The sequence below is a fragment of the Actinotalea alkalitolerans genome, from assembly GCF_023369855.1.
In the GTDB taxonomy this organism is placed as follows: Bacteria; Actinomycetota; Actinomycetes; order Actinomycetales; family Cellulomonadaceae; genus Actinotalea.
The window spans coordinates 299,213-323,731 of the sequence record NZ_JAMBPP010000004.1 but is presented as its reverse complement, the minus strand read 5'-3'; the positions used below and the strand labels follow the sequence as shown (position 1 = coordinate 323,731).

Genomic DNA, 24,519 nt, shown 5'->3' with positions numbered 1-24,519 from the left:
CGGCAGCCCCGTCCACCGGTGTGTTTGGCTGGGCCCATGGACGACGACCCGACCGCCGTGATCGACAGCCTGCTGACCGTGCCGGGGCGTTGGGCCGTGGTCGGGCTGTCGACCAACGCCCGGCGCGCCGCGCACGGCGTCGCCGCCTACCTGCAGGCGCTCGGGCACGAGATCGTCCCGGTGCACCCGCGCGCCGAAGCCGTCCACGGCGCCCAGGGGTACCCCCGGCTGACCGACGTGCCCGGCCGGATCGACGTGGTGGACGTCTTCGTGAACTCCCAGCGCGCCGGGTCCGTGATCGACGAGGCGATCGCGATCGGGGCACGTGCCGTGTGGCTCCAGCTGGGAGTCCACGACCCGCAGGCCGAGGAGCGCGCCCTCCTGGCCGGGCTGGCCGTGATCACCGACACGTGCCCGAAGATCGAAGGCGGTACCAGAGGGCTGGCCGCTGGCACCCGTCGCGCGTCCGGTGATCAGTCGTAGAAGACGTGATCGACCACGGCCCGCGCCCGCCTGGCCGTACGCAGGTAGTCCTCCTCGAGCGCGGCCCCGCGACCCGGCGGGTGCCCGAGCAGCCGGGCCAGTCCGCTGAGGGCCCGCCGGTCGTGCGGCAGCACGTCAGCAGCGGCCCCGCCCGTGCGTCCGGTCCACAGGACGACGGCATCACGTAGCCGGGACGCGAGCACCCAGGCCTCACGAAGGGTCTCGGCGTCCGACGGCTCGACCAGACCCGCGTCCTCGGCCGCCTCGAGGGCCTCGAGGGTCGACGGGGTGCGCAGCGCGGGGATCTCATGCCCGTGACGCAGCTGGAGCAGCTGCACGGTCCACTCGACGTCGCTGACCCCTCCGCGGCCGAGCTTGAGGTGACGGGTCGGATCAACGCCTCGGGGCAGCCTCTCGGACTCCATCCGGGCCTTGAGCCGCCGCACCTCGCGCACCGTGCCCGGGTCGGCGCCGCCGACCGGGTAGCGGCGCGGCGCGACGAGGTCGACGAACCTCTGCCCGAGCTCCTCGTCACCCGCCACCGGTCGCGCGCGCAGCAACGCCTGGCTCTCCCAGGGCGAGGACCACCGCTGGTAGTACTCCCGGTAGGACGCCAGCGTGCGGGCGAGCGGGCCGTTGCGCCCCTCGGGACGCAGGTCGGCGTCGACCTCCAGGGTGGGCTCAGGCCCGACGGCGCCGAGCAGCGCCCGCACCCGCGCGGCGATCCCCACCGCCTGCGCCTGGGCCCGCGCCTCGTCCTGCCCCGGCAGAGGGTCGTGCACGAAGAGCACGTCGGCATCCGACCCGTAGCCCAGCTCACGACCGCCCAGCCGGCCCATCGCGATGATCGAGGTACGCGTCAGCAGGCCCTCGGGCCCGTGCCTCGCCTCGTACTCCGCGATCCGTAGCGCCCCGACCAGGACGATCTCGGCCGCCGCGGTCAGCGCGTGAGCGGCCGAGGTCACCGACCGACGGCCGAGGACCTCGGCGACAGCGGTGCGCGCCATCTCCCGGCGCCGCAGGGCGCGCAGCAGCGTGGCGGCCCCGGTCGCGTCGTCCTGTCGGGTCAGGACGGCGTCGGCCTCGGCCGCGAGCCGGGCGCGGTCACGGGGCGCGAGCTCGGCGTCGTCGGCGAGCCAGGCCACCGACTCCGGGGAGCGCGCGAGAGCGTCGGCCGCGTACTTCGACGTCGAGAGCACGCACGCCAGGTGGTGCGCCGCCGAGCCCGAGTCCCGCAACAGCTTGAGGTACCAGTGGGTGGTCCCGAGCTCGTCGGAGAGCCTGCGGAAGGCCAGCAGGCCGGCGTCGGGGTCGCTGCCCTCGGCGAACCAACCCAGCAGCACCGGCAGGAGCTGTCGCTGGATCGCGGCCCGCCGGCTCACCCCTTCGGTGAGTGCGGCGATGTGGCGGACGGCACCCGAGGGGTCGCGGTAGCCGATCGCCGCGAGCCGGGCGCGCGCCGCCTCGGGCGCCAGGCTGGCCTCCTCCCGGGACAGCTGCGCGGTGGCCGGCAGCAGTGGACGGTAGAACAGCTCCTCGTGCAGGTGCCGCACCTCGCGACGCACCGAGCGCCATCGCTCCCCCAGCTCCTCCGCGCCACCGCTGCGCATGCCCACCGACCGGGCGAGCCGGCGCAGGTCGGCATCGGCCGTCGGCATCAGGTGGGTGCGTCGCATCCGGTGCAGCTGGATCCGGTGCTCGAGGGCGCGGAGCAGCCGGTAGCACACCGCCATCCGCGCGGCGTGCTCGCGGCCCACGTAGCCGCCCGCCGACAGCGCGGCGATCGCGCTGAGGGTGTTGGGGCTACGGATCGACTCGTCGGCCCGACCGTGGACGAGCTGGAGCAGCTGGACCGTGAACTCCACGTCCCGAAGCCCTCCCACCCCGAGCTTGAGCTGGCGGTCGGCCTCGGCGGCGGGCACGTGGTCCTCGACCCGGCGTCTCATCGCCTGGGAGTCCTCCACGAAGTTCTCCCGCTCGACCGCCGTCCAGACCATCGGCGACAACGCGTCGCAGTACTCCCGGCCGACCTCGAGGTCTCCGGCCACCGTGCGCGCCTTGAGCAGGGCCTGGAACTCCCAGGTCTTGGCCCAGCGCTCGTAGTAGGCGACATGGCTCGCGACCGTGCGGACCAGCGGGCCGTTCTTGCCCTCGGGGCGCAGCGCGGCGTCGACCGGCCACAGCGCCGGCTCGGTCGAGGCCGCCGAGCACACCCTGCTCAGCACCGTGGCGAGCCGCGCGCCGGCCGTCAGCGCCGTCGACTCGTCGACCCCCTCCGCGGGCTCGGCCACGAAGATCACATCGACGTCGCTCACGTAGTTGAGCTCACGACCGCCGCACTTGCCCATGCCGATCACCGCAAGCCGCACCCCCTCACCGTGGTCGGGGAGCTCGGACCTGGCCAGGGCGAGCGCGCCCTCGAGGGCAGCGGCCGCCAGGTCCGCCAGCGCCGCCGCGACAGCGGGGAGGAGCGACAGCGGCTCCTCGCTGGTCAGGTCGGCCGCGGCGATGCGCAGCAGCCTGCGGCGGTAGGCACGACGCAGCGCGTCCACGCCCTGCGAGCCGGTCACCGTAGCGACCGGGGAAGCCTGCGGGTCGGCTCCGACCGCCGCGAGCAGCTCGGCACGCACCGCACGGCTGTCCGCCCCGACTGCCGTCGGCTCCTCGAGGGCGGCGAGGTCGCCGGGGTGCCGCGCGAGGTGGTCGGCCAGTGCCGAGGACGCCCCGAGGACGGCGAGCAGCCTGGTGCGCAGCAGGCCCTCGTTCGCCAGACCGGTACGGACCGTCTGCGCGAGCGCGGGACCCGTCGCGGTGACCGTCGCCGCGAGGCGGGTCAGCGCCAGCAGGGCGTCGTCGGGCGACGCCGTGCGGGACAGGCCGTCCAGCAGCGACTCGCGCAGCGGCGAGCTCTCCTCGAGGGGACCGAGCAGCGCGACGAGGTCCGCGTCGGCGAGCAGCGTCAGCGCGCGGCTCGAGTCGGTGAAGCCGCCGCGGGTCAGCCGCATCCGCAGCGAGACCTCGGGCCGCGCTCCAGGACGTCCGCCGACGCTGTCCGTGCTCACAGGACCGACAGGTACCGCTTCAGCTCGTACGGCGTCACCTGGGCACGGTACCCGTCCCACTCCTGGCGCTTGTTGCGCAGCACGAAGTCGAACACGTGCTCGCCGAGGGTCTCGGCGACCAGCTCGGACTTCTCCATGATCGCGATCGCCTGGTCGAGCGACGACGGCAGCGACTCGATCCCGAGCGCGCGACGCTCGGCATCGGTGAGCTCCCAGACGTCGTCCTCGGCACCGTCAGGCAGCTCGTAGCCCTCCTCGATGCCCTTGAGGCCGGCCGCGAGCATCACCGCGAAGGCGAGGTAGGGGTTGGTCGCGGAGTCGACGGCCCGGTACTCGACCCGGGAGGAGTTGCCCTTGCCCGGCTTGTACATCGGCACCCGGACCAGCGCCGACCGGTTGTTGTGACCCCACGAGATGTACGAGGGCGCCTCGGCGCCTCCCCAGAGCCTCTTGTAGGAGTTCACGTACTGGTTCGTGATCGCAGTGATCTCCGCGGCGTGGTGGAGCAGGCCGGCGATGAAGCGGCGCCCGGTGACCGACAGGCTCATCGGCGCGCCCGGCTCGTGGAAGGCGTTGCGGTCACCCTCGAAGAGCGAGAGGTGCGTGTGCATGCCGGAACCGGGGTGGTCGGCCATCGGCTTGGGCATGAACGAGGCGTAGACGCCCTGCTCGAGCGCGACCTCCTTGACCACGGTGCGGAAGGTCATGATGTTGTCCGCAGTGGTGAGGGCGTCGGCGTAGCGCAGGTCGATCTCGTTCTGCCCCGGGCCGGCCTCGTGGTGGGAGAACTCGACCGAGATCCCCATCGACTCGAGCATCGTGATCGCCGCGCGCCGGAAGTCGTGCGCGGTCCCGCGCGAGACGTGGTCGAAGTAGCCCGCTGTGTCCACCGGGACCAACGGCTTGTCGGGGTCCGCCGGGTTCTCGAAGAGGTAGAACTCGACCTCGGGGTGCGTGTAGAACGTGAACCCCTTGTCGCTGGCCCGCGACAGCGCACGCTTGAGCACGTACCGGGAGTCGGCCAGCGACGGCTCGCCGTCGGGTGTCTGGATGTCGCAGAACATCCGTGCCGTCCCGTGGCGCTCGCCTCGCCACGGCAGGACCTGGAACGTCGACGGGTCCGGCTTGGCCAGCATGTCGGCCTCGTACACCCGGGTCAGGCCCTCGATCGCGCTGCCGTCGAACCCGATGCCCTCGGCGAAGGCGGACTCGAGCTCGGCGGGTGCCACCGCGACCGATTTCAGGATCCCGAGCACGTCGGTGAACCAGAGACGGATGAAGCGGATGTCCCGCTCCTCGACCGTGCGGAGAACGAACTCCTGCTGCCTGTCCATGGGGCCATCCTGCCTCACCCGTGTGACTGTCAGGTGACACGTCTGACCTGCGAGCCGTAGATCAGCACGATTAGGGTGGCGACCATGGCAGCGCTGCGTATCGCACTGGCCCAGATCGACACCTGCGTGGGGGATGTCGAGGGCAACGCCCGGGCCGTCCTGGACTGGACGCGGTCGGCCGCGGCCGAGGGCGCCCGGCTGGTCGTCTTCCCGGAGATGACCCTCACCGGCTACCCGATCGAGGACCTCGCGCTGCGCGACTCGTTCGCCCGCGCGGCCGAGCGCAGCCTCGACACGCTCACCTCGGCCCTGGTCGACGCCGGGCTCGGCGAGGTCGCCGTCGTCCTGGGGACCCTGGGTCGCAGCGCGAGCGGCCGTCCCACGAACCAGGCCGTCGTGGTCCACCGGGGCGAGGTCGTCGCCCGCTACGACAAGCACCACCTGCCCAACTACGGGGTGTTCGACGAGTACCGGATCTTCGAGCCTGGCACCTCGCCGTGCGTCGTGGAGGTCGAGGGCCGCAGGGTCGGCGTGGTGATCTGCGAGGACATCTGGCAGGACGGTGGGCCGCTGCCGCTGATGGACGGTACGGGTACCGATCTCCTCGTCGTGCTCAACGGCTCGCCCTACGAGGAAGGCAAGGGGCATGTGCGCGCCGAGCTCGCCGCCCGGCGGGCTCGCGAGGTCCGCGCGCCGGTGGTGTACGTCAACATGGTGGGAGGCCAGGACGACCTGGTCTTCGACGGCGGCTCGTTCGTGGTGGACGCCGAGGGCAACCCCGTCGCAGGTGCGCCGCAGTTCGTCGAGCACCTGCTGCTCTGGGACCTCGCGGAGGACGGCACGGCGATGCGGGGCGCCCTCGTAGCACCGCTGGGCACCGACGCCGAGGTCTACTCCGCGCTCGTCACGGGTCTGCGGGGGTACATGACGAAGAACGGGTTCGGCTCGGTGGTGCTCGGCCTGTCCGGCGGTATCGACTCGGCCCTGGTCGCGGCGATCGCGGCAGACGCCGTGGGCGGGGAGAACGTGGTGGGGGTGTCGATGCCCTCACGCCACTCCTCCGAGCACTCACGGGGCGACGCAGCCGACCTGGCCGAGCGGCTGGGCGCGGACTACCGGGTGCAGCCGATCGGTCCGATGGTCGATGCGTTCGAGAGCCAGATGGAGCTGCCCGGGCTCGCCGGGGAGAACGTCCAGGCACGCGTCCGAGGCGTCATCCTGATGGGCATCTCGAACGTCGAGGGCCACCTCGTGCTCGCGACCGGCAACAAGTCCGAGCTCGCGGTGGGCTACTCGACCATCTACGGCGACGCCGTCGGCGGGTTCGCCCCGCTCAAGGACGTGGACAAGTCACGGGTGTGGGCGCTGGCACGATGGCGCAACGACGACGCCCTGACGAACGGCCTGCTCCCACCCATCCCGGAGAGCTCGATCACCAAGCCGCCGTCGGCCGAGCTGAGACCGGGACAGGTCGACGAGGACTCCCTACCGCCTTACCACCTGCTCGACGAGGTGCTCGACGCCTACGTCGAGCACGCCGAGGGCCGTGCGGAGCTGTTGGCCCGTGGTTTCGACACGGCCGTGGTGGACAAGGTGCTCTCGCTGGTCGACGCCGCCGAGTGGAAGCGCCGCCAGTACCCCCCCGGACCCAAGGTGACCGCCCTGGCCTTCGGGCGGGACCGTAGGCTGCCGGTCACCAACCGGTGGCGCGAACCGAAGGAACCAGTCGATGAGTGAGATGACGACCCCCGCAGGGACGCTCCCCGCGGGCGGGGCCGCGCACGCCGAGCACACCGCCCCGTTGCGGCGCGTCCGGGTGCACCACCTGCGCGAGGCCAAGGAGCGTGGCGAGCGGATCACCATGCTCACGGCCTACGACGCGCCGACGGCCCGGATCTTCGACGCCGCAGGCATCGACGTGCTGCTGGTCGGGGACTCGGTGAGCGACAACATCCTGGGCGAGAAGAGCACGCTGCCGGTCACGGTGGAGGACATGATCCGCCACACGCGTGCCGTGACCGGTGCCGTGCGCCGGTCGCTCGTGGTCGCCGACCTGCCGTTCGGGTCCTACGAGTCCTCCCCCGAGCAGGCCCACGCCACCGCCGTCCGCCTGATGAAGGAGGCCGGCGCCCACGCGGTGAAGTTCGAGGGCGGACGCCGGGTCGCCGAGCACGTCCACAAGGTCACCCAAGCCGGCATCCCGGTGATGGGCCACCTCGGGTTCACCCCGCAGTCCGAGCACGCCCTGGGGGGCAAGCGCGTCCAGGGCCGGGGCGACGACGCCGCCGAGCAGCTCTCGCAGGACGCCCTCGCGCTGCAGGAAGCGGGAGCCTTCGCCGTCGTCCTGGAGATGGTGCCGGCGCCCCTTGCCGAACGGATCACCGAGGTCCTGTCCATCCCGACGATCGGCATCGGCGCCGGACCGGCCTGCGACGGGCAGGTGCTGGTCTGGCTGGACATGGCCGGGATGACCGACTGGTCACCGCGTTTCGCCAAGCAGTACGCCCAGATCGGCGCGGTGCTCACCGAGGCCGCACGCGCCTACGCGCAGGACGTCAGGTCCGGGGCGTTCCCCGCGCAGGAGCACACCTTCGCCGAGTGAGCCGTCCGCGCGGGGCCGGTCGGGCTCAGTCGTCCTCGCGCCACCGACGGTCCGCCTCGTCCCACGCGTCGGTGCGGTCGGCGGCCTTCTCGAGCGCTCGCTGGGCCTCCTCGCGGGTGGCGTACGGGCCCATCCGACCGGTCCACGAGCGGGCCTTGCCCTGCGTGACCTCGCCCGTCGTGGGATCGAAGTAGTAGTCGCCCGAGCCATGCCCGGTACCGTCCGCCGGTGTCGTCCCCTGCTCGTCCGATCCGCCCATGACGCCCTCGTCCTCTCACGGCCGCACGCAGCGGCACCACCACCCAGGCGCAGTGCACGCCCGTGGTCCGTAGACTGCCAGGCATGCCCATCGCGCACGCGCCGAGCGGAACCCTCGTCCCCGGGAAGGTCGGCCCGGTCCGCGCCGTCCCACCGCACATCCCCCGCCCCGAGTACGTCGGGAAGGACCGGGAGCTGCGCTTCACCGGTTCGGAGGTCAAGGACGCCGAGACCGTCGAGCGCATCAGGGTGGCCTCGCGGATCGCCGCGCAGGCCCTGGCCGAGGTCGGCCGTCACGTCGCCCCGGGGGTGACCACCGACGAGCTCGACCGCGTCGGGCACGAGTTCCTGTGCGACCACGGCGCCTACCCCTCGACGCTGCACTACCAGCCGCACCCCCAGCAGGTCCCGTTCCTGAAGTCGCTGTGCACCTCGGTCAACGAGGTCATCTGCCACGGCGTCCCGGACTCGACCGTGCTGCAGGACGGTGACATCGTCAACGTCGACGTCACCGCGTACCTCGACGGGGTGCACGGCGACACCGACGCGACATTCCTGGTGGGTGAGGTCGACGAGGAGTCCCGGCTCCTGGTCGAGCGCACCCACGAGGCGATGATGCGCGGGATCCGCGCCGTGGCGCCCGGACGGGAGATCAACGTCATCGGTCGGGTCATCGAGGCCTACGCCCGACGTCACGGCTACGGCGTCGTGCGTGACTTCACCGGCCACGGTGTGGGTGAGGCCTTCCACTCCGGGCTGGTCGTCCCGCACTACGACTCGGCCCCCCACCACGCCGAGGTCATCGAGCCCGGCATGGTCTTCACCATCGAACCGATGCTGAACCTGGGCAGCCACGAGTGGGAGATGTGGGACGACGGCTGGACGGTGGTCACCAAGGACCGCAGGCGGAGCGCCCAGTTCGAGCACACCCTGGTCGTCACCGAGACCGGAGCGGAGATCCTGACCCTGCCATGACGCCCGCGACGAGCACCTCCGACCACCCCACACGCGCCTTCGGCATCGACATCGGCGGGAGCGGCATCAAGGGGGCACCCGTCGACCTCGTCGTCGGCGAGCTCAGTGCAGACCGCGTCAGGATCCCCACCCCCAGCCCCTCGACCCCCGCGGCGGTCGCCGCCACGGTCGCCGAGCTGGTCGACTCCTTCGACCTGCCCCACGACCTGCCGATCGGGGTCACCTTCCCGGCGGTCATCCAGCACGGGGTGGCCAGGTCCGCGGCGAACGTCGACGACTCGTGGATCGGCACCGACGTGACGGAGGTGGTCGCGTCGGCCACCGGCCGAGTCGTCCACGCGTACAACGACGCCGACGCCGCGGGGTACGCCGAGACCCTCTACGGCGCGGCGCGCGGCCACTCCGGAGTCGTCCTGGTGGTCACCCTCGGCACCGGCATCGGCTCAGCCCTCGTGGTCGACGGGACCCTCGTGCCCAACACCGAGCTCGGGCACCTGGAGATCGACGGCCACGACGCCGAGAGCCGCGCCGCGGACTCCGCGCGCGAACGTGACGACCTGGACTGGGCGCAGTGGGCCAAGCGGCTGCAGCGCTACTTCCGGGTGGTCGAGGACCTCCTGTGGCCTGACCTCATCGTCGTCGGTGGTGGTGTGTCGAAGAAGCACCAGAACTTCCTGCCGCTGCTCGACCTGCGCACGCCCATCGTCCCCGCGGAGCTGCGCAACGCCGCAGGGATCGTCGGGGCCGCAGCACTGGCCGCACGCGGCACCAGCCTGCACTGAGACCCGGATGGACGCCTGGGTGGGGGTCGTGGCAGCTGGGGCGCTGCTCCTGGTGCTGCTGGACCGTCTCGTCGCCCTCCGCACCCCCGGTCGCGCGCGTGCCGCACGGCGCCCCGCCACCCACGGCTCGGGGTCCGGTGCGTTCGGTGCTCTGATCGACGTGTTCCAGCCGACGGCGCGCTACCTGCACGAGGAGAACGAGACCCGGCGTCACGGCCTGGTCACACCGGGAGACAGCGAGCCCCCGTGGCACATCGACCTCGAGGCCGGCACCGCGCACAAGGAACGTCCGCACCGCGACGCCGGGCACCTCGACGAACCCTCCTGAGTGCCCTCAGGGCGAGCGCGCCCACCGCCTCCGAGACGTTCAGCTCACGAGGCCGTACCCGGCGGGTCGATCCCGGCGTCGACACGCACACCATCCGACGAGACCGAGGTCGGCTCGGCGAACATCCCGGCCAGACCCAGCATCTCCAGGACGTCGGTGACGATCGGCGGCGGCTCTCGCAGGGTCACCGCCAGGCCCTCCTCGCGGCCGATCGTGCAGAACTGGATGAGGAAGGCGATCCCCGTCGAGTCGATGAAGGTGACACGGCCGGCGTCCAGAACCACCGGACGGTCGCGGTCGAGCGCCTCGGCGAGGGCAGTGCCCGCCTGGTGCCGCAACGCATCATCGATCTCACCCCACAGGTGGACGACCGTGGAGTCGTGTCGTTCGGTCAGTGAGATCCCACCGACCGGAGCATCCGTCGAGTCGTGCATGTGCCATCCCTTGGCCGTCGGGAGCGGCACCGACAGCATCAGGGGCTGCTGGCCGATACCACCTCGTGGAGCGGTCGCCACGGCGGGGTCCGGGCACAGGAGAACGCAACCGCAACGATACCCCGCCGGCCCACCGATCGCACGGACCCCGAGCCGCCCCGGGCGACCGCGTCCTTCTCGACCCGGCAGCACGGATCGGGATGCGCTCCCCCGTCTGCGGTGCCACCGTGGGTCCATGACCGACAAGATCCCCGACAGCTTCGACCCGACCCAGCCCGACCTGCCGACCAAGGCCGTCGATCCCGACCCGCACCCCGACAGCGGCCCGCTCCAGGACGAGGAGACCCCTCACACCCCAGAGACAGACCAGCCGGTGCCGCTCGGCTCGGAGGACGACGCCCGCTGACCTCCCGGTCGACCCTCCCGTGACTGCTCACCACGCCTGGCACGGGCCTGGTAGAGACCATTTCACCCGGCACGTTACGTGCATTGTCATCACCGCCATGACCATGATGTGGCGAGCGGTGGCCACCCTGGCCCACCAGGGGCCCGAGGGGTGATGCGTGAGGACGGCAGCGAGCACCCCAGACGCTCGACGCCCCCCGTACGTCCCGAGCCAGGACGCAGGCCTGCGCGGCGCACTCGACCGGGTCGTGAGCCGAGCGGTCGACGCCCGGTGGTGGACCGCCGCCCTGGTCATCGCCGCGCTGCTCGCCGCCGCGTGGGGCGTGGTGCAGGCCGCGGGAGGGACCCGGTCCGGCACCCCGCACCTCTTCTACCTCCCGATCATCCTCGCGGCGCTCCCCTTCGGGATCCGAGGCGCGACCGGCACCGCCGTCGTGGCCGCCGTGCTGTGCGGGCCGCTGATGCCGCTCGACAGCGTGAGCAACGAGCCGCAGGCGCTGACCGGGATGATCGTCCGCGCCACGATGTTCCTCGGGGTGGCAGCGCTCGCCGGACTGTGCCTGAGCCTGCGTCGTCGGGTCGACAACGAACGTGTCGCACACGAGCTGCGCGAGATGATCGTCGGTCCCGAGTCCCCCTCCCTCGTGCTCGACGCAGGTCTCGTGCCGCTCGTCGGCGAGGTCCTGCGCAGCCGGTCCTTCCACCCCGTCTTCCAGCCGATCTACTCCCTCGACGACGGTCGTCTCCTCGCGGTCGAGGCGCTGACACGGTTCGACACCGAACCCCGCCGGACCCCCGACCTCTGGTTCGCGGCCGCCGAGCAGGCCGGGTTGGGCGCAGAGCTCGAGATGGCCGCGATCGAGGCCGCGCTGGACGCCGCTCGGAGCCTGCCGCCCGGGGTCGGCCTGTCCCTCAACGCCTCCCCCGCGACCCTCGCGCATCCCCGGCTGCACGAGCTCCTGGTCTCGCGTGGGTCCGAGGGGGTGATCCTGGAGCTCACCGAGCACGCGGCCATCCGCGACTACGAGCTGCTCAGCGGTCCGCTGACCGCCCTGCGCGAAGCCGGCGTGTCGATCGCGGTCGACGACGCCGGTGCAGGCTTCTCGAGCCTGCAGCACATCGTGCAGCTGAGTCCCGACATCATCAAGCTCGACATCTCGCTCACCCAGGACGTCTGCTCGAGCCCCGTCCGCCAGGCCCTGGGCGGCGCGCTCATCGAGTTCGTGCACCGGACCGGCGCGCAGCTCGTCGTCGAGGGCATCGAGGAGGAGGACGACCTGCGGCAGTGGTGCGAGCTCGGCGCCGACGCGGTGCAGGGCTTCCTGGTCGGTCGACCCGCGTCACTGCCTGCAGCGCCGACCTGCTCACTGATCAGCGACGCGCTCACGGCGCCGCACCCCGCCGAGCATCGGGCGCGCGCGGACCTGGCCGCGCCGATCGACCGCTGACGCCCTGCGTCCATCGGCAGCCGGCTCGACCCCGACTGCCTCGGTGGTGCGCACGACCGCGCTCATCGGCAGCCGCAGCCTCCGCCGACGGCCTGCTCGACGTCACAGCAGCCGCCCTTCTCCCCAGGACCGCAGCAGGTGGCGCGCTGCTCCACCGAGCAGCAGGCATCGGTGCCGATGGCATCCGCAGCGAGGGTCGCATCCTCGAAGGCGGAAGACGGGTGCTCGGTGGTCATCACGGGGCTCCTTCCGGTGGACAGCTCGACACGTGTTGTGACGGAGGACCTGGCGAAGGGACGCAACCGTCGCGGAGCAGGCCTGCGTCCGTCGCGGCGCAGCCTCGTCTCTAGGGGTGTCAGCTGCGCCTGACCGCGCCTACCGTGGTCAAGGGTCGAGAGAGGACCGAGATGAGCACACCCGGCATGACGACGATCACCCTCCCCGAGCGTCCGGACCTGTCGGACGCGGCAGTGGTCGAGGCGGCCTGGCGAGAGTTCGCCGGCGGGCTCCGGGCGTTCATCGGCCGCCGCGTCAGCCGACCTGAGGACGCGGACGACATCCTGCAGCTGGTCGCGCTGCGACTGACCCAGAGCCAGATGGTGGCCCACCGGCTGACTGAGGACACCGCCGGGGACCGCGAGCGCAGAACCGTCCTGGCGTGGCTCTACACGGTGACGCGCAACGCGATCACCGACTACTACCGTTCAGCGGTCCACCGCCGTGAGATCGCCACCGACGCCCTCCCCGAACGGGCCGCGTCGGCTCCGACCACCGACGAGGATGCCGACGCCGAACAGGCGCTCGCCGGGCTGGCGTCGTGCGTCCGGCCGCTCCTGCGGTTGCTTCCGGCCGACCAGGCGGCGGCCGTGGAGCTGGTCGACCTCGACGGGCGCAGCCAGGTGGAAGCGGCGCGAGCCGCCGGCATCTCGGTCTCCGGGATGAAGTCACGCGTCCAGCGGGGACGACGTGGCCTCCGGGAGGCTGTCACCTCCTGCTGCCAGGTCCAGCTCGACGTCCGCGGTTCGGTGCAGGACGTCCACCCGCATCACGGCACCGACTGCTCCTGCTCGGCCGACGCCTGAGGCGATCCGGCGCTCGAGTGCGTCCCTCGTCGAGGCACTCCGTCTGATCCTGTCGACCGCGTACCCCACCCGCTGAGGCCCCTGTCACGCACGTCAGTGGCCTCTGCCGCGCCTTCCTCCAGGTCGCCGACGAGCGGGTGCTCCGCGCCGTCGCGCGCCCGACCGACCACCCCCATCACCCGTCCGTCAAGACCCGACAGAGAAGGGCAGCACGATGACCAGCACGATCAACCAGACCACCATGACCCGGACCACCATGCGCCACGGCCGCCTCCTGCTGCTCGCGGCCGTGATCCTCCTCGTGGTGCTCGCCGGCAGCACTGCCGCCGCCATGGCGATCACGGACCGACCCGTCGAGCAGCTCCCCGACGGGCCCCAGTACACGACGGAGTCCGTGGCCGTCGCGCCGATCTCACGCACGACGGCGACAGCACCCTGCCCTGCCGGCTCCACGGCCATCGACGGCGGACTGTCCAGCGAGAGCACGGGCTTCACCCGCGTCGTCGCGTCCGCCGCCGCCGTCGACGGCTCCGGCTGGAGCGTCGAGCTGTGGAACCAGCACCCCAGCTCGGGGCTCACCGCCCACGTGTGGGCCGAGTGCCTCACCACCAGCTGAACCCCGCTCGATCTCAGTTCCCGACAACCACCCACGGAGAGGCAACACCCATGGCCACTGACACCGACACCGCCCCTGCCCAGACCCACGCTGTCGTCCTCGACGCCCTGCGCGACCGCCAGCAGAAGGTCTGGAGCAGCGGCGACTACAACAAGATCGCTGCGCTCACCGTGCCCGTCGCGGAGACCCTGGTCACCGAGACCGGCATCCGTCCCGGCGCGCGCGTCCTGGACGTCGCCACCGGGACGGGCCACGCAGCTCTCGCCGCCTCCCGTCAGGGCGCCCGCGCCTCCGGGCTCGACTACGTGCCGGCCCTCGTGGGCATCGCCCGGGCGCGAGCAGCCGCCGAGCAGCTCGACCTCGACCTGACCGATGGTGTCGCCGAGCAGCTGCCGTACCCCGACGGGTCGTTCGACGTGGTGCTGTCCGCGATCGGTGTCATGTTCGCCGCCGACCACCAGCGCGCGGCGGCCGAGCTCGTCCGGGTGACCAGGCCCGGGGGGCAGATCGGGCTGGCCAGCTGGACTCCCAGCGGGTTCGTCGGCGGCATGTTCGGGATCGTCGGCCGTCACGTCCCACCACCGGCGGTCACCCAGTCACCGCTGCGCTGGGGCACGACCGAGACCGTCGCCGACCTCCTCGGCGCCGGTGTCACCGACGTGCGGTCGACGGTGCACTCGGTCACCCAACGCTTCACCGACGCCGCGGCGTTCGTCGACCTCTTCCTCGCCTACTACGGCCCCACCCACACCGCGGCCGCGAGTCTCAGCCCCGAGGGCCGGGCGACCCTTCGCGCCGACCTGCTCGCCCACGCGGTCGCCTCTGCCCGCCCCGACGCTCCGCGCGACCACCTGGTCCTCGACTGGGAGTACCTGGTCGTCCACGCGAGCAGGAGGCAGTGACATGGACCGATCAAGCGCACCTCGGGCATCGAGCCGCCTGGCAGGCGGCGCGCGCACACCTGAGTCTTGGCGAATGAACGGCACGGCACGCACGGAAGCGCCCTCCATCGCCCTCGCCCGGCCCGTCGAGCCGATCTGGAACGGCGTCCCGTCCCTGGCCGTCGCGAACGAGCTGTCCGGTCGGAGCCTGATCGGCCGTCTCGGCATCGAGCTCCTCGAGGTCGGTGAGGACTACCTGAGCGCACGGATGCCGGTCGACGACCGTACCCGTCAACCCATGGGAGTCCTGCACGGCGGCGCGTCGGTCACCTTGGCGGAGACCCTCGCCAGCTGGGCGTCGACCTTCACGGTCGACCGCGACCGGGCGAGCTCCGTCGGCATGGAGATCAATGCCAACCACCTTCGGCCCGTGACCTCCGGGTGGGTGACCGGCGTCGCGAGACCGATCGCTCTCGGCCGTCGGACCCAGGTCTGGGAGATCCGGATCACCGACGACGACGGGAGGCTGGTCTGCATCTCCCGCTGCACCATGGCGGTGATCAGCAGGTCGAGCCCCTGAGGGCGGATGAGTCGGCCGGTACGCCGGGTTCTGTCCCCGCACGCGGTTGCCCGCACACGGGTGGCGGCCATCCATCTACGACGCACGTTGCCGTACGCCTCCAGCGGCCTACCCGGGAGCTCGGGCGAGCAGCCCTCGAACGCTCCCTGTCTGGCCTTGCTCCAGGTGGGGTTTACCGAGCCGCACCGGTCACCCGGCACGCTGGTGGTCTCTTACACCACCGTTTCACCCTTACCCCGTCCGCCGAGGCGGCAGGGGCGGTCTCTTCTCTGTGGCACTTTCCCGCGGGTCACCCCGGGTGGGTGTTACCCACCACCTTGCTCTGTGGAGCCCGGACGTTCCTCGGCGAGGTGGCGAACCACACTCGACGCGGCCGCCTGGCCGACTCATCCACCTCGACAGCCTAGCCGCTGCCCGACCCGTCGGTCTCCGTCCTCGACTGCCCCGACGCCTGCGGCGGGGTCAGAGTCAGATCTCGACCCGGTAGTCCAGTGCGAGCTCGTCCCCGATCATCCCGCGGATCCCCCAGTGACTCGGAGGGCTCTCGATGACGACGACCTCGAGATCGTCCACGGGCAGGCCGAGGGCCGGCACGACGTCGTCGGTGAACGCGTGGAGCAGGCGCCGGACCGCCGCGTGGCTGCGCCCCGAGAAGCAGACGATCTGGACGACCAGGTAGCCCGGCCCGCGGGACGGGGCGACGATCTCGGTGTCGTCGAGCAGCACGAACCTGTGGAACCTCTTGGCCTCGGGGATCCCCCACTCGCCGGTCAGCGTGCGGTGCACGGCGTCGGAGAGCTCGGTCGTGCGGGCCGCCCACGCAGACCGCCGCCCGTAGAACGTCACCTGGACCATCGCCACCCACACCCCTCGTCGCTCACCGTGACCGATCTCACCGTAGTCGGCGCGTGGGCGATGGCGGCCGTACCGCGGCGACCGGCTAGCCTGCAGCGTGCTCGTGCTGCTCCCCCCGTCCGAGGGCAAGACCGCCCCGGTGTCGGGCGACAGGCTCGACCTGTCCGTGCTGAGCGGTCGATCCCTCTCGGCCCACCGCCGCCGCGTCCTGGCCGCCCTGATCCGGGTGAGCCGGTCCTCGGCCGCGGCACAGGTGCTCGGCACCGGCCCGACCCTGGCGAGTGAGGTGCTGCGCAACACGCGCCTGCGATCGGAGCCCGTGGCGCCGGCGGCTGAGGTCTACACGGGTGTGCTGTACGGGGCGGCCGGCCTCGACGACCTGCCTGACGACCGGGCCAGGGAACGTGCCGAGCGAGGCGTCCTGACCGTCTCGGCACTGTGGGGGGTCGTCGGTCCGTCCGACCTCATCCCCGCCTACCGGCTGTCCATGGGCACCGCCCTGCCGGGGGTCGGCCCCCTGGCGTCCTCGTGGCGAGCACCACTGGCCAAGGTGCTCGACCCGCTCGCGGCCGATCGATTGGTCGTCGACTGCCGGTCGGCCTCCTACGCCGCCGCCTGGAGGGCCCCCTCGACAGGGCCCGGTCGCGTGAACGTCTCGGTGGTCCGCGAGGTCGAGGGTCGCCGGACGGTCGTCTCGCACGCCGCCAAGCACACCCGAGGCCTGCTGACCCGGCACCTGCTCACCCGTGCGGCGGACGAGCCGCAGACCCCCCTGGAGCTGCTCGGTGCAGCGCAGGAGCTCGCCGGGTCCTGCCTGGAGGGCGCCGAGCTGACCCCCGGCCCGGGCGGCCAGCACGTGCTGACCCTCCTGGTCGCCTGAACCGGCCACCGGTCCTGATCCCACCGCCGACGGCGGTGGGCGCCGTCAGGCCTCGGTCGGCAGGCCGATGACGACGGCCTCACGCGTGCCGTCGGGCCACCAGCGCAGCACCGAGACCGACGCGGGAAGTACACGGAGCCAGCACCACGCCGTCGCGGGGATGCCCAGCGTCACGCCGATCGCCGCACGGATGGCCATCGCGTGGCTGACCACGACCACGGTGCGATCGACACCGCCGTCGACCAGCTCCTGCAGGCCCGCCCTGACCCGCCGGCCGACGTCCTCGAGCGACTCCCCACCGGGCGCGGTGACCGAGGGCTCCTCGTACCAGCGGCGCAGGTGGCCGGGCCACCCGTCCTCGACGGCCTCGACCGACAGGCCCTCCCAGTCGCCGAAGTCGCTCTCGGCGAAGGCTTCGGCGAGCGCGACCGGGAGGCCCAGCCTGCGAGCCACCGCCCCGGCGGTCTCCTGCGTGCGGACCATCGGTGAGGCGAGGAGGACCCCGGGGTGCGGCAGGTCGGTGAAGATCGACCGGCCGATCCGGAAGGTCAGGTCCGCCGCCCGCGCCGCCTGGACCCGACCTGCTGCCGCCAGTGGCGGACCGGGCACCGACGAGCCGGACAGTGCCTTGCTGCGCGTCAGGGTGGTCTCACCGTGCCTGATCAGCACGACGGTGACCGGCTCCGTGTCGTCGAAGCGCATGGCCGAGCCCGAGGGTCTCCGCTCCCGCAGGGCCGGTCGCGCCGCACGTCCGGGCTCGTCCTGCGCCGGTGGTCCGTCGGCGCGCGATCCGGTGTCGTCGTGACCCGTCGAGGGCCCGTGGTCCCGGACGACCACCGCGCGCAGGTCCATGGCCTCGTTGGCGAGCGCATCCGCGACCGCGTTCTCCGAGCGCGGGATCCAGGTGTAGGTGACCTGCCCGACCGGCAGCACGGCTCGTGCCTGGTCGGCCAGCCGCTGCATGTCCGCGTGCTTGACCCTCCAGCGGCCGGCCATCTGCTCCACGACCAGCCGGGAGTCCATCCTCACCTCGACCTCGGCCTCGGGGTCGATCGCCCGCGCGGCCTCGAGACCGGCCACCAGGCCCGAGTACTCGGCCACGTTGTTGGTCGCGACACCGAGGAAGTCACCACGCTCGGCGAGCACCTCGCGGGTCCGGGCGTCGAGCACCACAGCCCCGTAGCCGGCCGGTCCCGGGTTGCCCCGCGAGCCGCCGTCGGCCTCCACGACCAGCCGACGTCCCTGCGAGCTCATCGAGCAGGGTCCGCCGCTCGCACGAGGATCCGGCTGCACTCCTCGCACCGCACGACCTGGTCCACCGGGGCGGACATCATCTTCGCGACGTCACTCGGGTTGAGCTCGAGCCGGCAGCCCTCGCACCGGCGTCCGCGCAGCAGAGCCACTCCCAGACCACCCGAGCTCTCGCGCAGCCGGTCGTAGAGCGCGACCAGCCCGGCGTCGAGTCCCTGGGAGAGTGACTCGCGTTCGGTCTGGACCGCCGCGATCTCCTCGTCGATCGCCGCGACCTCACGGGCGAGGGCGGACCGGGCCTGCTCGGTGTGCTCGAGCACCCCGTCACGTGCGGTGGTCAGACCCGCGAGCGCGGTCTCGTGCGACTCCAGACGCTCCATGATCGCCAGCTCGACGTCCTCCAGCTCGGCCTGACGCCGACCCAGTGCCGTGAGCTCGCTGGTGAGCGCCTGGAGGTCCTTGGCGCTCGCGGAGCCCGAGTCCATCCGCGCCTGGTCACGTGCCGCCCGTGCACGCACCTGCTCGACGTCCCCCTCAGCCTTGGCGAGCTCACGACGCAGGTCACCGGCTGCCGTGCGCGAGGTCACGAGCGCGGACTCGACGTCCTCGAGGCGCGAGACCAGGTCGGTGACGATGGCGTGACCGGGGAGGTTCGTCCTGCGGTGCACGAGCTGCTGGAGGCGCGTGTCCAGGGCCTGGACCTCGAGGAGCCGATGCTGGTCGGCGACGGGGGCTGTGGTCACGGGCGGTGTCCTCCGGACGTGGCGGGCGGGGAAGGCCTGGTGGGCGAGGAGATCCTCGCTGTCCAAGGATCGGTGCGGCGGGTGCTCACCCGGGTCTCCACCGTAGTGCCCGCGGGCTGTCTCAGATCCGCCTCGAGTGCCCTCGCTGCGCGCGGGAGCCACGGCCACTCGCTCGCGAAGTGGGCCACGTCGACCAGGTAGGGCACCCCGGCGCGACCCCTGGCGCCGGTCTGGCGGGCCTCGAACTCGGCCCTCTCGCGCAGCTCGGACGCCGGATGGTGCCGCAGGTCAGCAGTCAGGTAGACGTCCGCCCCGCTGGCACGGACCGCGTCGAACAGCGAGTCACCGGAACCGCCGACGACGGCCACGGTCCGCACGAGCATGTCGAGGTCACCTGCGATCCGGACGCCCTGCTCGGTCGCCGGCAGTGCCGCGGCCACCTGGTCTCCGAACGCACCCAGAGTGACCGGGTGCGGCAGCACCCCCACCCGACCGGTCCCGACCGAGCCTGGCAGCGCGGCGGTCTCCAGGACGTCGAAGGCCGGTTCCTCGTACGGGTGAGCGGCACGCAGCGCAGCGACCACCCGGTCGCGGAGCCTGCGCGGGGCGATCATCTCCACCCGGGTCTCGCTGACCTGCTCGACCTGCCCGGCCACGCCGACGAACGGGGTCGCATCGGCGCCGGGGACGAAGGTGCCCACCCCCGTCGTGGTCCAGGCGCAACGGCTGTACGAACCGAGCTCACCGGCACCCGCGGTGGAGAGCGCCGTGACGAGGGCCTCCGCATGGCCGTCGGGGACGAGCGCCACCACCTTGTCGAGAGCCTCCTGGTGCAGCGGGACGAGCGGTCGCAGGTCCTGCAGCCCGACGGCCTCGGCCAGCGCGTGCGCGACGCCGTCGTCGGCCGCGTCGGCATTGGTGTGAGCGACGTAGAGCGCGCAGCCACCGCGCACCAGCCGGTGCAGCAGGGCGCCCTTGAAGGTCGTGGCTGCCACCGAGTGCACGGCGCGCAGCAGGAGGGGGTGGTGGGTCACCAGGAGGTCTGCGCCCCAGGCGAGCGCCTCCTCGACGACGTCCGCCGTCGGGTCGACCGCGAACAGGACCTTCTCCACGTGCTGGACCGGGTCACCGCAGACGAGCCCGACGGCGTCCCAGTCCTCCGCCGTCCCTGGCGGGTACCGCCGGTCGAGGTTCGCGACGACCGTGGCGAGGGTGGGTGGCAGTTCTCTCTCAGCGGGTGCAGGGCTCACCGGTCGAACGCTACCCGGAAGCCGCGGGACCCGACCTCGGGCGAGGCCGTGCGTGCCCGTGGGCACGACGGTGGGCCCGGCCGGTCTCGAACCGACGACCTCCGCGGTGTAAGCGCGGCGCTCTGACCAACTGAGCTACAGGCCCGACGGCGCCACAGCCTACCCGCGTGCCGCCCGCCGCCTCACAGCCCCGCCAGGGCCGCCCGGTAGTCGGCGATCTGCCGCGCCTGGCCCCGTGGGCTCACCACGCTCCAGCGCACCGTGCCGGCGGCGTCCACCAGGAAGCTCCCCCGCTCGGCCAGCCCCTGCTCAGGGTTGAAGACGCCGAAGGAGCGCGCGGTCGTGCCGTGCGGCCAGAAGTCCGAGAGCAGGTCGAACCCGAACGACTCCTGCTCGGACCATGCGCGCAACGAGTACAGCGGGTCGCACGAGATCCCCAGGACCCGCACCCCGGCCGCCTGGAAGTCCTCGAGGTTGTCGCGGAGCTCGCACAGCTCGCTCCCGCAGAGACCGGAGAAGGCGAACGGGAAGAAGACCACCGCGACCGGGCCACCCGACAGGCCGCTCAGCGTGACCGGTGTCCCATGGGTGTCGGGGAGGGTGAAGTCGGGTGCCGGGTCACCCGGTGCGGGAACCCCGGCACCGGGGGTGGTCGGGACCGCCGTGCCGCTCATCGACCGCGACCGCGGGTTCCCAGTCGCGTGGCCGACCAGTCGAGGGCGATGGCCAGGGTGCTCGTGGCGTGCAGGCCGGCGGTGGTGGCCGCCTCCTCGATGTCGCTGTGGCTCACGTGGCCGTCACGTCCGGGCTTGCGGGTGAACAACCAGATCGAGCCGGCGTCGTCCAGGATGGTCCGAGCATCCACGAGGGCGTCGGTGAGGTCGCCGTCGTCCTCGCGCCACCAGATCACCACGGCGTCGGTGACGTCGTCGTAGTCCTCGTCGACGAGCTCGGTGCCTGTGACCTCCTCGATCCCCAGACGCAGGTCCTGGTCGACGTCGTCGTCGTACCCGTACTCCTGGACGACCTGCCCGGTCGACAGACCGAGCTTGTGCGCCCCGGACCCGTCCTGGCCGCCTGCAGGCTCCGCGGTCGCTCCCACTGTGTGTGCCGTTCCTCTCGTCTGCTGCTCGTCGTCATGCTCTCGGCCGATCCTGGCCGCGCCCGTCGGGCGGTGCGAGGTAAGCCCACAGCATTCACCCTGCCTGTGGCAAGCGCCACACCGCAGGCCCGTCCGTAGGACGGTCTCCGCACAGTGTCGCCGACCGGAGCCCCGTCGTGGGCATCCGCACTGTGGCCTGGTGTGACTTTCTTCCCCCGGACGGCCGACAATGGTCCTCACGACCGGCGAGAGCACGCGCGACCGCGCGCGCCCGGACCGGGCCGAGACAGCATCAGCCACGACCTGACCGGGTTGCAGGCGGTGCGTACGAGAGGTGAGGTTGCTGGTGGCTGCACGTGACACGACGGGCCCGCTGATCAACGGCTTGCTCAGCCAGGTCCCGGACATCGATCCCGACGAGACCGGTGAGTGGATCGAGTCCTTCGACGGGTTGGTGGACGAGCGGGGCGGACCACGCGCGCGCTACGTGCTGCTCAACCTGCTCAAGCGGGCACGGGAGCGCAACGTCGCCGTCCCGACCTCGCTCGCGACCCCTTACGTGAACACCATCGGTGTGCACGAGGAGCCGTACTTCCCCGGCGACGAGGTCGTCGAGCGCCGCTACCGCAGCTGGTTGCGGTGGAACGCGGCGGTCATGGTGACCCGCGCTCAGCGGCCCGAGATCAGCGTCGGCGGGCACATCTCGTCCTACGCCTCGGTGGCCACGCTGTACGAGGTGGGGCTCAACCACTTCTTCCGCGGCAAGGACCACCCCGGCGGTGGCGACCAGGTCTTCTTCCAGGGCCACGCCGCCCCCGGCGTCTACGCCCGGGCGTTCCTCGAGGGCCGGCTCAGCGCCGACCAGCTCGACGGCTTCCGCCAGGAGGTCTCGGCACCCCAGGGCGGGCTGTCGTCCTACCCCCACCCGCGGCTGATGCCCGACTTCTGGGAGTTCCCCACCGTCTCGATGGGCCTGGGTCCCGCCTCGGCGATCTACCAGGCGTGGGTCAACAAGTACACGCACAACCGTGGGATCCGGGACACCAGCCAGCAGAACGTCTGGGCCTTCCTGGGCGACGGGGAGATGGACGAGCCCGAGAGCCGCGGCATGCTGCAGCAGGCTGCCCAGCAGGGCCTGGACAACCTCAACTTCGTCGTGAACTGCAACCTGCAGCGCCTCGACGGACCGGTGCGCGGCAACGGGAAGATCATCCAGGAGCTCGAGGCGTTCTTCCGCGGGGCGGGCTGGAACGTGATCAAGGTCGTCTGGGGCCGCGAGTGGGACGCGCTGCTCAACGCCGACAAGGACCGCGCGCTGGTGAACCTGATGAACACCACGCCCGACGGTGATTTCCAGACCTACCGCGCCGAGAACGGCGCCTTCATCCGCGAGCACTTCTTCGGCCGCGACCCGCGGACCAAGCAGCTGGTCGAGAAGATGACCGACGACGACATCTGGGCGCTCAAGCGTGGCGGGCACGACTACCGGAAGATCTACGCGGCCTACTCCGCAGCCGTGGCCCACACCGGGCAGCCGACGGTGATCCTGGCTCACACGATCAAGGGCTACGGCCTGGGCACCAACTTCGCCGGGCGCAACTCCACGCACCAGATGAAGAAGCTCAAGGCCGACGACCTCAAGACCCTGCGGGACTCGCTGCGGATCCCGATCAGCGACGAGGAGCTCGAGGCCAACCCCTACGCACCGCCGTACTTCCACCCCGGGGAGGACTCCCCCGAGCTGAAGTACATGCTCGAGCGTCGACGCGCGCTGGGAGGGTTCGTCCCGGAGCGCCGCAGCACCTACGCCCCGGTCACCCTGCCGCCCGAGAAGACCTACGAGATCCTGGCCAAGGGATCGGGTCAGCAGCACGTAGCCACGACCATGGCCTTCGTGCGGCTGCTCAAGGACCTCATCAAGGACAAGGAGTTCGGGCACCGCATCGTCCCGATCATCCCCGACGAGGCCCGGACGTTCGGCCTGGACTCGATCTTCCCGACGGCGAAGATCTTCAACACCCAGGGCCAGAACTACCTCGCCGTGGACCGCGAGCTGATGCTCAGCTACAAGGAGTCCGAGTCCGGGCAGATCCTGCACACCGGGATCAACGAGGCCGGCTCGGCAGCGGCCTTCCAGTCCGTCGGCACCTCCTACGCCACCCAGGGCGAGGTCCTGGTCCCGTTCTACATCTTCTACTCGATGTTCGGGTTCCAGCGGACCGGGGACCAGTTCTGGGCCGCCGGCGACCAGATGACCCGAGGGTTCATCATCGGGGCGACCGCGGGTCGCACCACGTTGACCGGTGAGGGGCTCCAGCACGCCGACGGTCACTCGCCGATCCTGGCGGCGACCAACTCGGCGGTGGTCTCCTACGACGCCGCCTACGGGTACGAGCTGCGTCACATCGTCCGCGACGGGCTGCAGCGCATGTACGGGGAGGACCCTCGGGACCCCAACGTCATGTACTACCTGACGGTCTACAACGAGCCGATGACCCAGCCGGCCGAGCCGGAGGATGTCGACGTCGAGGGCATCCTGCGCGGCATCCACCGCATCTCGGTCGCCGAGGGAGAGGGGCCGCGCGCCCAGATCCTGGCCTCCGGCGTCGGGGTTCCGTGGGCCCTCGAGGCCCAGGAGCTGCTCGCCGACGACTGGGGGGTGCGGGCTGACGTCTGGTCGGTGACCAGCTGGAACGAGCTGCGCCGCGACGGCCTGGCCGCCGACGCGCAGGCTTTCCTGCACCCGGGCGAGGAGCCCCGCACGGCCTACCTGACCGAGAAGCTGCGCGACGCGCAGGGCCCGTTCGTCGCCACGAGCGACTTCGACCACATGGTGCCCGACCAGGTGCGTGCCTGGATCCCGGGTGAGTACGCCACCCTCGGCGCGGACGGCTTCGGCTTCAGCGACACCCGGCAGGCGGCACGTCGCCACTTCAAGATCGACGGTCCGTCCACGGTGGTCAAGGTGCTGCAGCTCCTCGGCCGCCGCGGCGAGGTCGCCTCGGACGCAGCGGCACAGGCGATCGAGCGCTACCAGATCCACGACGTCCGGGCCGGCGCCTCGGGCATGGCGGGTGGCGACTCCTGACCTGACCGTCACGCACGAGAGGCCCCGCCGACCTGATGGTCGGCGGGGCCTCTCGGTGTCGGGCTCGGCGTCGGAGCGCG

General features: G+C 71.8%; 25 protein-coding genes, 1 tRNA gene and 1 other RNA gene. 14 read left to right on the top strand and 13 right to left on the bottom strand.

The window, feature by feature from the left end:
• Nucleotides 1-36 precede the first annotated feature (36 nt).
• A complete protein-coding gene (locus M1R94_RS06750) occupies nucleotides 37-483 on the top strand; it encodes a CoA-binding protein (RefSeq protein WP_249380894.1) in 447 nt (148 codons plus the stop codon).
• Here M1R94_RS06750 and M1R94_RS06745 read toward each other — a convergent pair.
• Together M1R94_RS06745 and glnA are read right to left on the bottom strand one after the other, a co-directional pair.
• Complete coding sequence (locus M1R94_RS06745) at nucleotides 474-3,488, bottom strand: bifunctional [glutamine synthetase] adenylyltransferase/[glutamine synthetase]-adenylyl-L-tyrosine phosphorylase (RefSeq protein WP_249380948.1); 3,015 nt, start codon at nucleotides 3,486-3,488, stop codon at nucleotides 474-476. The genes M1R94_RS06750 and M1R94_RS06745 overlap by 10 nt on opposite strands.
• Nucleotides 3,489-3,541: 53 nt before the next feature.
• Nucleotides 3,542-4,879 carry a type I glutamate--ammonia ligase gene (glnA, locus tag M1R94_RS06740; RefSeq protein WP_249380893.1) on the bottom strand — a complete coding sequence of 446 codons (1,338 nt, stop codon included), beginning with the start codon at nucleotides 4,877-4,879 and terminating at the stop codon, nucleotides 3,542-3,544.
• Between the two features lie 84 nt (nucleotides 4,880-4,963).
• Here glnA and M1R94_RS06735 point away from each other — a divergent pair, with 84 nt between their 5' ends.
• Both M1R94_RS06735 and panB read left to right on the top strand, forming a co-directional pair.
• Entirely contained in the window at nucleotides 4,964-6,616 is a 1,653-nt protein-coding gene (locus M1R94_RS06735) for an NAD+ synthase (RefSeq protein ID WP_249380892.1), read from the top strand.
• A complete protein-coding gene (panB, locus tag M1R94_RS06730) occupies nucleotides 6,609-7,481 on the top strand; it encodes a 3-methyl-2-oxobutanoate hydroxymethyltransferase (protein ID WP_374109435.1) in 873 nt (290 codons plus the stop codon). The genes M1R94_RS06735 and panB overlap by 8 nt, the downstream gene beginning before the upstream one ends.
• 25 nt (nucleotides 7,482-7,506) lie before the next feature.
• Here the strand turns inward: panB and M1R94_RS06725 are convergent, their stop codons facing one another.
• The gene (locus M1R94_RS06725; protein ID WP_249380891.1) at nucleotides 7,507-7,740 is read right to left on the bottom strand and encodes an SPOR domain-containing protein; all 234 of its coding nucleotides are present in this window, start codon (nucleotides 7,738-7,740) and stop codon (nucleotides 7,507-7,509) included.
• 83 nt (nucleotides 7,741-7,823) lie between these two features.
• Between M1R94_RS06725 and map the strand changes: the two genes are divergently transcribed.
• Genes map through M1R94_RS06710 form a run of 3 tightly spaced genes read left to right on the top strand, consistent with a single transcriptional unit; the run spans nucleotide 7,824 to nucleotide 9,824 of the window.
• A complete protein-coding gene (gene map / locus M1R94_RS06720) occupies nucleotides 7,824-8,714 on the top strand; it encodes a type I methionyl aminopeptidase (protein WP_249380890.1) in 891 nt (296 codons plus the stop codon).
• Nucleotides 8,711-9,496: a polyphosphate--glucose phosphotransferase gene (ppgK, locus tag M1R94_RS06715; protein WP_249380889.1), complete on the top strand. Its 786-nt coding sequence runs from the start codon at nucleotides 8,711-8,713 to the stop codon at nucleotides 9,494-9,496. The genes map and ppgK overlap by 4 nt, the downstream gene beginning before the upstream one ends.
• A gap of 7 nt (nucleotides 9,497-9,503) precedes the next feature.
• Nucleotides 9,504-9,824, top strand: coding sequence for a DUF6191 domain-containing protein (locus M1R94_RS06710; protein WP_249380888.1), 321 nt, complete (start codon nucleotides 9,504-9,506; stop codon nucleotides 9,822-9,824).
• Between the two features lie 44 nt (nucleotides 9,825-9,868).
• Here M1R94_RS06710 and M1R94_RS06705 read toward each other — a convergent pair whose 3' ends face one another.
• Nucleotides 9,869-10,258, bottom strand: coding sequence for an STAS domain-containing protein (locus M1R94_RS06705; RefSeq protein WP_249380887.1), 390 nt, complete (start codon nucleotides 10,256-10,258; stop codon nucleotides 9,869-9,871).
• Between the two features lie 235 nt (nucleotides 10,259-10,493).
• Between M1R94_RS06705 and M1R94_RS06700 the strand changes: the two genes are divergently transcribed.
• Together M1R94_RS06700 and M1R94_RS20660 are read left to right on the top strand one after the other, a co-directional pair.
• Nucleotides 10,494-10,664: a chromosome partitioning protein gene (locus M1R94_RS06700; RefSeq protein WP_249380886.1), complete on the top strand. Its 171-nt coding sequence runs from the start codon at nucleotides 10,494-10,496 to the stop codon at nucleotides 10,662-10,664.
• 157 nt (nucleotides 10,665-10,821) lie between these two features.
• On the top strand, nucleotides 10,822-12,111 hold the full coding sequence (locus M1R94_RS20660) for an EAL domain-containing protein (protein WP_249380885.1): 1,290 nt from the start codon (nucleotides 10,822-10,824) through the stop codon (nucleotides 12,109-12,111).
• 62 nt (nucleotides 12,112-12,173) lie between these two features.
• Here M1R94_RS20660 and M1R94_RS06690 read toward each other — a convergent pair whose 3' ends face one another.
• Nucleotides 12,174-12,347, bottom strand: a complete 174-nt coding sequence (locus M1R94_RS06690; protein ID WP_249380884.1) for a hypothetical protein — start codon at nucleotides 12,345-12,347, stop codon at nucleotides 12,174-12,176.
• 171 nt (nucleotides 12,348-12,518) lie between these two features.
• Between M1R94_RS06690 and M1R94_RS06685 the strand changes: the two genes are divergently transcribed.
• The 4 genes from M1R94_RS06685 to M1R94_RS06670 all read left to right on the top strand — a co-directional run bounded on the left by M1R94_RS06685 (nucleotide 12,519) and on the right by M1R94_RS06670 (nucleotide 15,270).
• On the top strand, nucleotides 12,519-13,193 hold the full coding sequence (locus M1R94_RS06685) for a sigma-70 family RNA polymerase sigma factor (RefSeq protein WP_249380883.1): 675 nt from the start codon (nucleotides 12,519-12,521) through the stop codon (nucleotides 13,191-13,193).
• 214 nt (nucleotides 13,194-13,407) lie between these two features.
• Nucleotides 13,408-13,809, top strand: a complete 402-nt coding sequence (locus M1R94_RS06680; protein ID WP_249380882.1) for a hypothetical protein — start codon at nucleotides 13,408-13,410, stop codon at nucleotides 13,807-13,809.
• 50 nt (nucleotides 13,810-13,859) lie between these two features.
• A complete protein-coding gene (locus M1R94_RS06675) occupies nucleotides 13,860-14,711 on the top strand; it encodes a class I SAM-dependent methyltransferase (protein WP_249380881.1) in 852 nt (283 codons plus the stop codon).
• Nucleotides 14,712-14,784: 73 nt separating this feature from the next.
• On the top strand, nucleotides 14,785-15,270 hold the full coding sequence (locus tag M1R94_RS06670; protein ID WP_249380880.1) for a PaaI family thioesterase: 486 nt from the start codon (nucleotides 14,785-14,787) through the stop codon (nucleotides 15,268-15,270).
• Nucleotides 15,271-15,273: 3 nt separating this feature from the next.
• Here M1R94_RS06670 and rnpB read toward each other — a convergent pair.
• Together rnpB and M1R94_RS06660 are read right to left on the bottom strand one after the other, a co-directional pair.
• Nucleotides 15,274-15,659: RNase P RNA component class A (rnpB, locus tag M1R94_RS06665), an RNA gene on the bottom strand.
• Nucleotides 15,660-15,738: 79 nt separating this feature from the next.
• Entirely contained in the window at nucleotides 15,739-16,125 is a 387-nt protein-coding gene (locus M1R94_RS06660) for a tautomerase family protein (RefSeq protein WP_249380946.1), read from the bottom strand.
• Nucleotides 16,126-16,222: 97 nt separating this feature from the next.
• Between M1R94_RS06660 and M1R94_RS06655 the strand changes: the two genes are divergently transcribed.
• Nucleotides 16,223-17,005, top strand: coding sequence for a YaaA family protein (locus M1R94_RS06655; RefSeq protein WP_249380879.1), 783 nt, complete (start codon nucleotides 16,223-16,225; stop codon nucleotides 17,003-17,005).
• 45 nt (nucleotides 17,006-17,050) lie between these two features.
• Here M1R94_RS06655 and M1R94_RS06650 read toward each other — a convergent pair whose 3' ends face one another.
• The 6 genes from M1R94_RS06650 to M1R94_RS06625 form a co-directional block, all read right to left on the bottom strand.
• The gene (locus tag M1R94_RS06650; RefSeq protein ID WP_249380878.1) at nucleotides 17,051-18,259 is read right to left on the bottom strand and encodes a bifunctional RNase H/acid phosphatase; all 1,209 of its coding nucleotides are present in this window, start codon (nucleotides 18,257-18,259) and stop codon (nucleotides 17,051-17,053) included.
• Nucleotides 18,256-18,999, bottom strand: a complete 744-nt coding sequence (locus M1R94_RS06645; protein ID WP_249380877.1) for a zinc ribbon domain-containing protein — start codon at nucleotides 18,997-18,999, stop codon at nucleotides 18,256-18,258. The genes M1R94_RS06650 and M1R94_RS06645 overlap by 4 nt, the downstream gene beginning before the upstream one ends.
• A complete protein-coding gene (locus M1R94_RS06640) occupies nucleotides 18,996-20,249 on the bottom strand; it encodes a Nif3-like dinuclear metal center hexameric protein (RefSeq protein WP_308199880.1) in 1,254 nt (417 codons plus the stop codon). Before M1R94_RS06640 ends, M1R94_RS06645 begins: the two co-directional genes overlap by 4 nt.
• A gap of 71 nt (nucleotides 20,250-20,320) precedes the next feature.
• Nucleotides 20,321-20,394: transfer RNA gene (locus M1R94_RS06635), tRNA-Val, on the bottom strand.
• 37 nt (nucleotides 20,395-20,431) lie between these two features.
• Nucleotides 20,432-20,923, bottom strand: coding sequence for a peroxiredoxin (locus M1R94_RS06630; RefSeq protein ID WP_249380876.1), 492 nt, complete (start codon nucleotides 20,921-20,923; stop codon nucleotides 20,432-20,434).
• Nucleotides 20,920-21,351 carry a DUF3052 domain-containing protein gene (locus M1R94_RS06625; RefSeq protein WP_249380875.1) on the bottom strand — a complete coding sequence of 144 codons (432 nt, stop codon included), beginning with the start codon at nucleotides 21,349-21,351 and terminating at the stop codon, nucleotides 20,920-20,922. Before M1R94_RS06625 ends, M1R94_RS06630 begins: the two co-directional genes overlap by 4 nt.
• A 346-nt stretch (nucleotides 21,352-21,697) precedes the next feature.
• On the opposite strand from M1R94_RS06625, the gene aceE reads away from it, so the two are divergent.
• On the top strand, nucleotides 21,698-24,439 hold the full coding sequence (gene aceE / locus M1R94_RS06620) for a pyruvate dehydrogenase (acetyl-transferring), homodimeric type (RefSeq protein WP_249380874.1): 2,742 nt from the start codon (nucleotides 21,698-21,700) through the stop codon (nucleotides 24,437-24,439).
• Nucleotides 24,440-24,519 lie beyond the last annotated feature (80 nt).

Excerpts from the sequence above, each read along its gene's own strand:
- M1R94_RS06685 (WP_249380883.1), top strand. The coding sequence starts at position 12,519 with ATGAGCACACCCGGCATGACGACGATCACCCTCCCCGAGCGTCCGGAC.
- map (WP_249380890.1), top strand. The coding sequence starts at position 7,824 with ATGCCCATCGCGCACGCGCCGAGCGGAACCCTCGTCCCCGGGAAGGTC.
- M1R94_RS06690 (WP_249380884.1), bottom strand. The coding sequence starts at position 12,347 with ATGACCACCGAGCACCCGTCTTCCGCCTTCGAGGATGCGACCCTCGCT.
- M1R94_RS06745 (WP_249380948.1), bottom strand. The coding sequence starts at position 3,488 with ATGCGGCTGACCCGCGGCGGCTTCACCGACTCGAGCCGCGCGCTGACG.
- M1R94_RS06650 (WP_249380878.1), bottom strand. The coding sequence starts at position 18,259 with ATGAGCTCGCAGGGACGTCGGCTGGTCGTGGAGGCCGACGGCGGCTCG.
- ppgK (WP_249380889.1), top strand. The coding sequence starts at position 8,711 with ATGACGCCCGCGACGAGCACCTCCGACCACCCCACACGCGCCTTCGGC.
- M1R94_RS06675 (WP_249380881.1), top strand. The coding sequence starts at position 13,860 with ATGGCCACTGACACCGACACCGCCCCTGCCCAGACCCACGCTGTCGTC.
- M1R94_RS06670 (WP_249380880.1), top strand. The coding sequence starts at position 14,785 with ATGAACGGCACGGCACGCACGGAAGCGCCCTCCATCGCCCTCGCCCGG.
- M1R94_RS06750 (WP_249380894.1), top strand. The coding sequence starts at position 37 with ATGGACGACGACCCGACCGCCGTGATCGACAGCCTGCTGACCGTGCCG.
- glnA (WP_249380893.1), bottom strand. The coding sequence starts at position 4,879 with ATGGACAGGCAGCAGGAGTTCGTTCTCCGCACGGTCGAGGAGCGGGAC.
- M1R94_RS06700 (WP_249380886.1), top strand. The coding sequence starts at position 10,494 with ATGACCGACAAGATCCCCGACAGCTTCGACCCGACCCAGCCCGACCTG.
- M1R94_RS06710 (WP_249380888.1), top strand. The coding sequence starts at position 9,504 with ATGGACGCCTGGGTGGGGGTCGTGGCAGCTGGGGCGCTGCTCCTGGTG.
- M1R94_RS06725 (WP_249380891.1), bottom strand. The coding sequence starts at position 7,740 with ATGGGCGGATCGGACGAGCAGGGGACGACACCGGCGGACGGTACCGGG.
- M1R94_RS06660 (WP_249380946.1), bottom strand. The coding sequence starts at position 16,125 with ATGGTCCAGGTGACGTTCTACGGGCGGCGGTCTGCGTGGGCGGCCCGC.
- M1R94_RS06735 (WP_249380892.1), top strand. The coding sequence starts at position 4,964 with ATGGCAGCGCTGCGTATCGCACTGGCCCAGATCGACACCTGCGTGGGG.
- M1R94_RS06680 (WP_249380882.1), top strand. The coding sequence starts at position 13,408 with ATGACCAGCACGATCAACCAGACCACCATGACCCGGACCACCATGCGC.
- M1R94_RS06705 (WP_249380887.1), bottom strand. The coding sequence starts at position 10,258 with ATGCACGACTCGACGGATGCTCCGGTCGGTGGGATCTCACTGACCGAA.
- M1R94_RS06630 (WP_249380876.1), bottom strand. The coding sequence starts at position 20,923 with ATGAGCGGCACGGCGGTCCCGACCACCCCCGGTGCCGGGGTTCCCGCA.
- panB (WP_374109435.1), top strand. The coding sequence starts at position 6,609 with ATGAGTGAGATGACGACCCCCGCAGGGACGCTCCCCGCGGGCGGGGCC.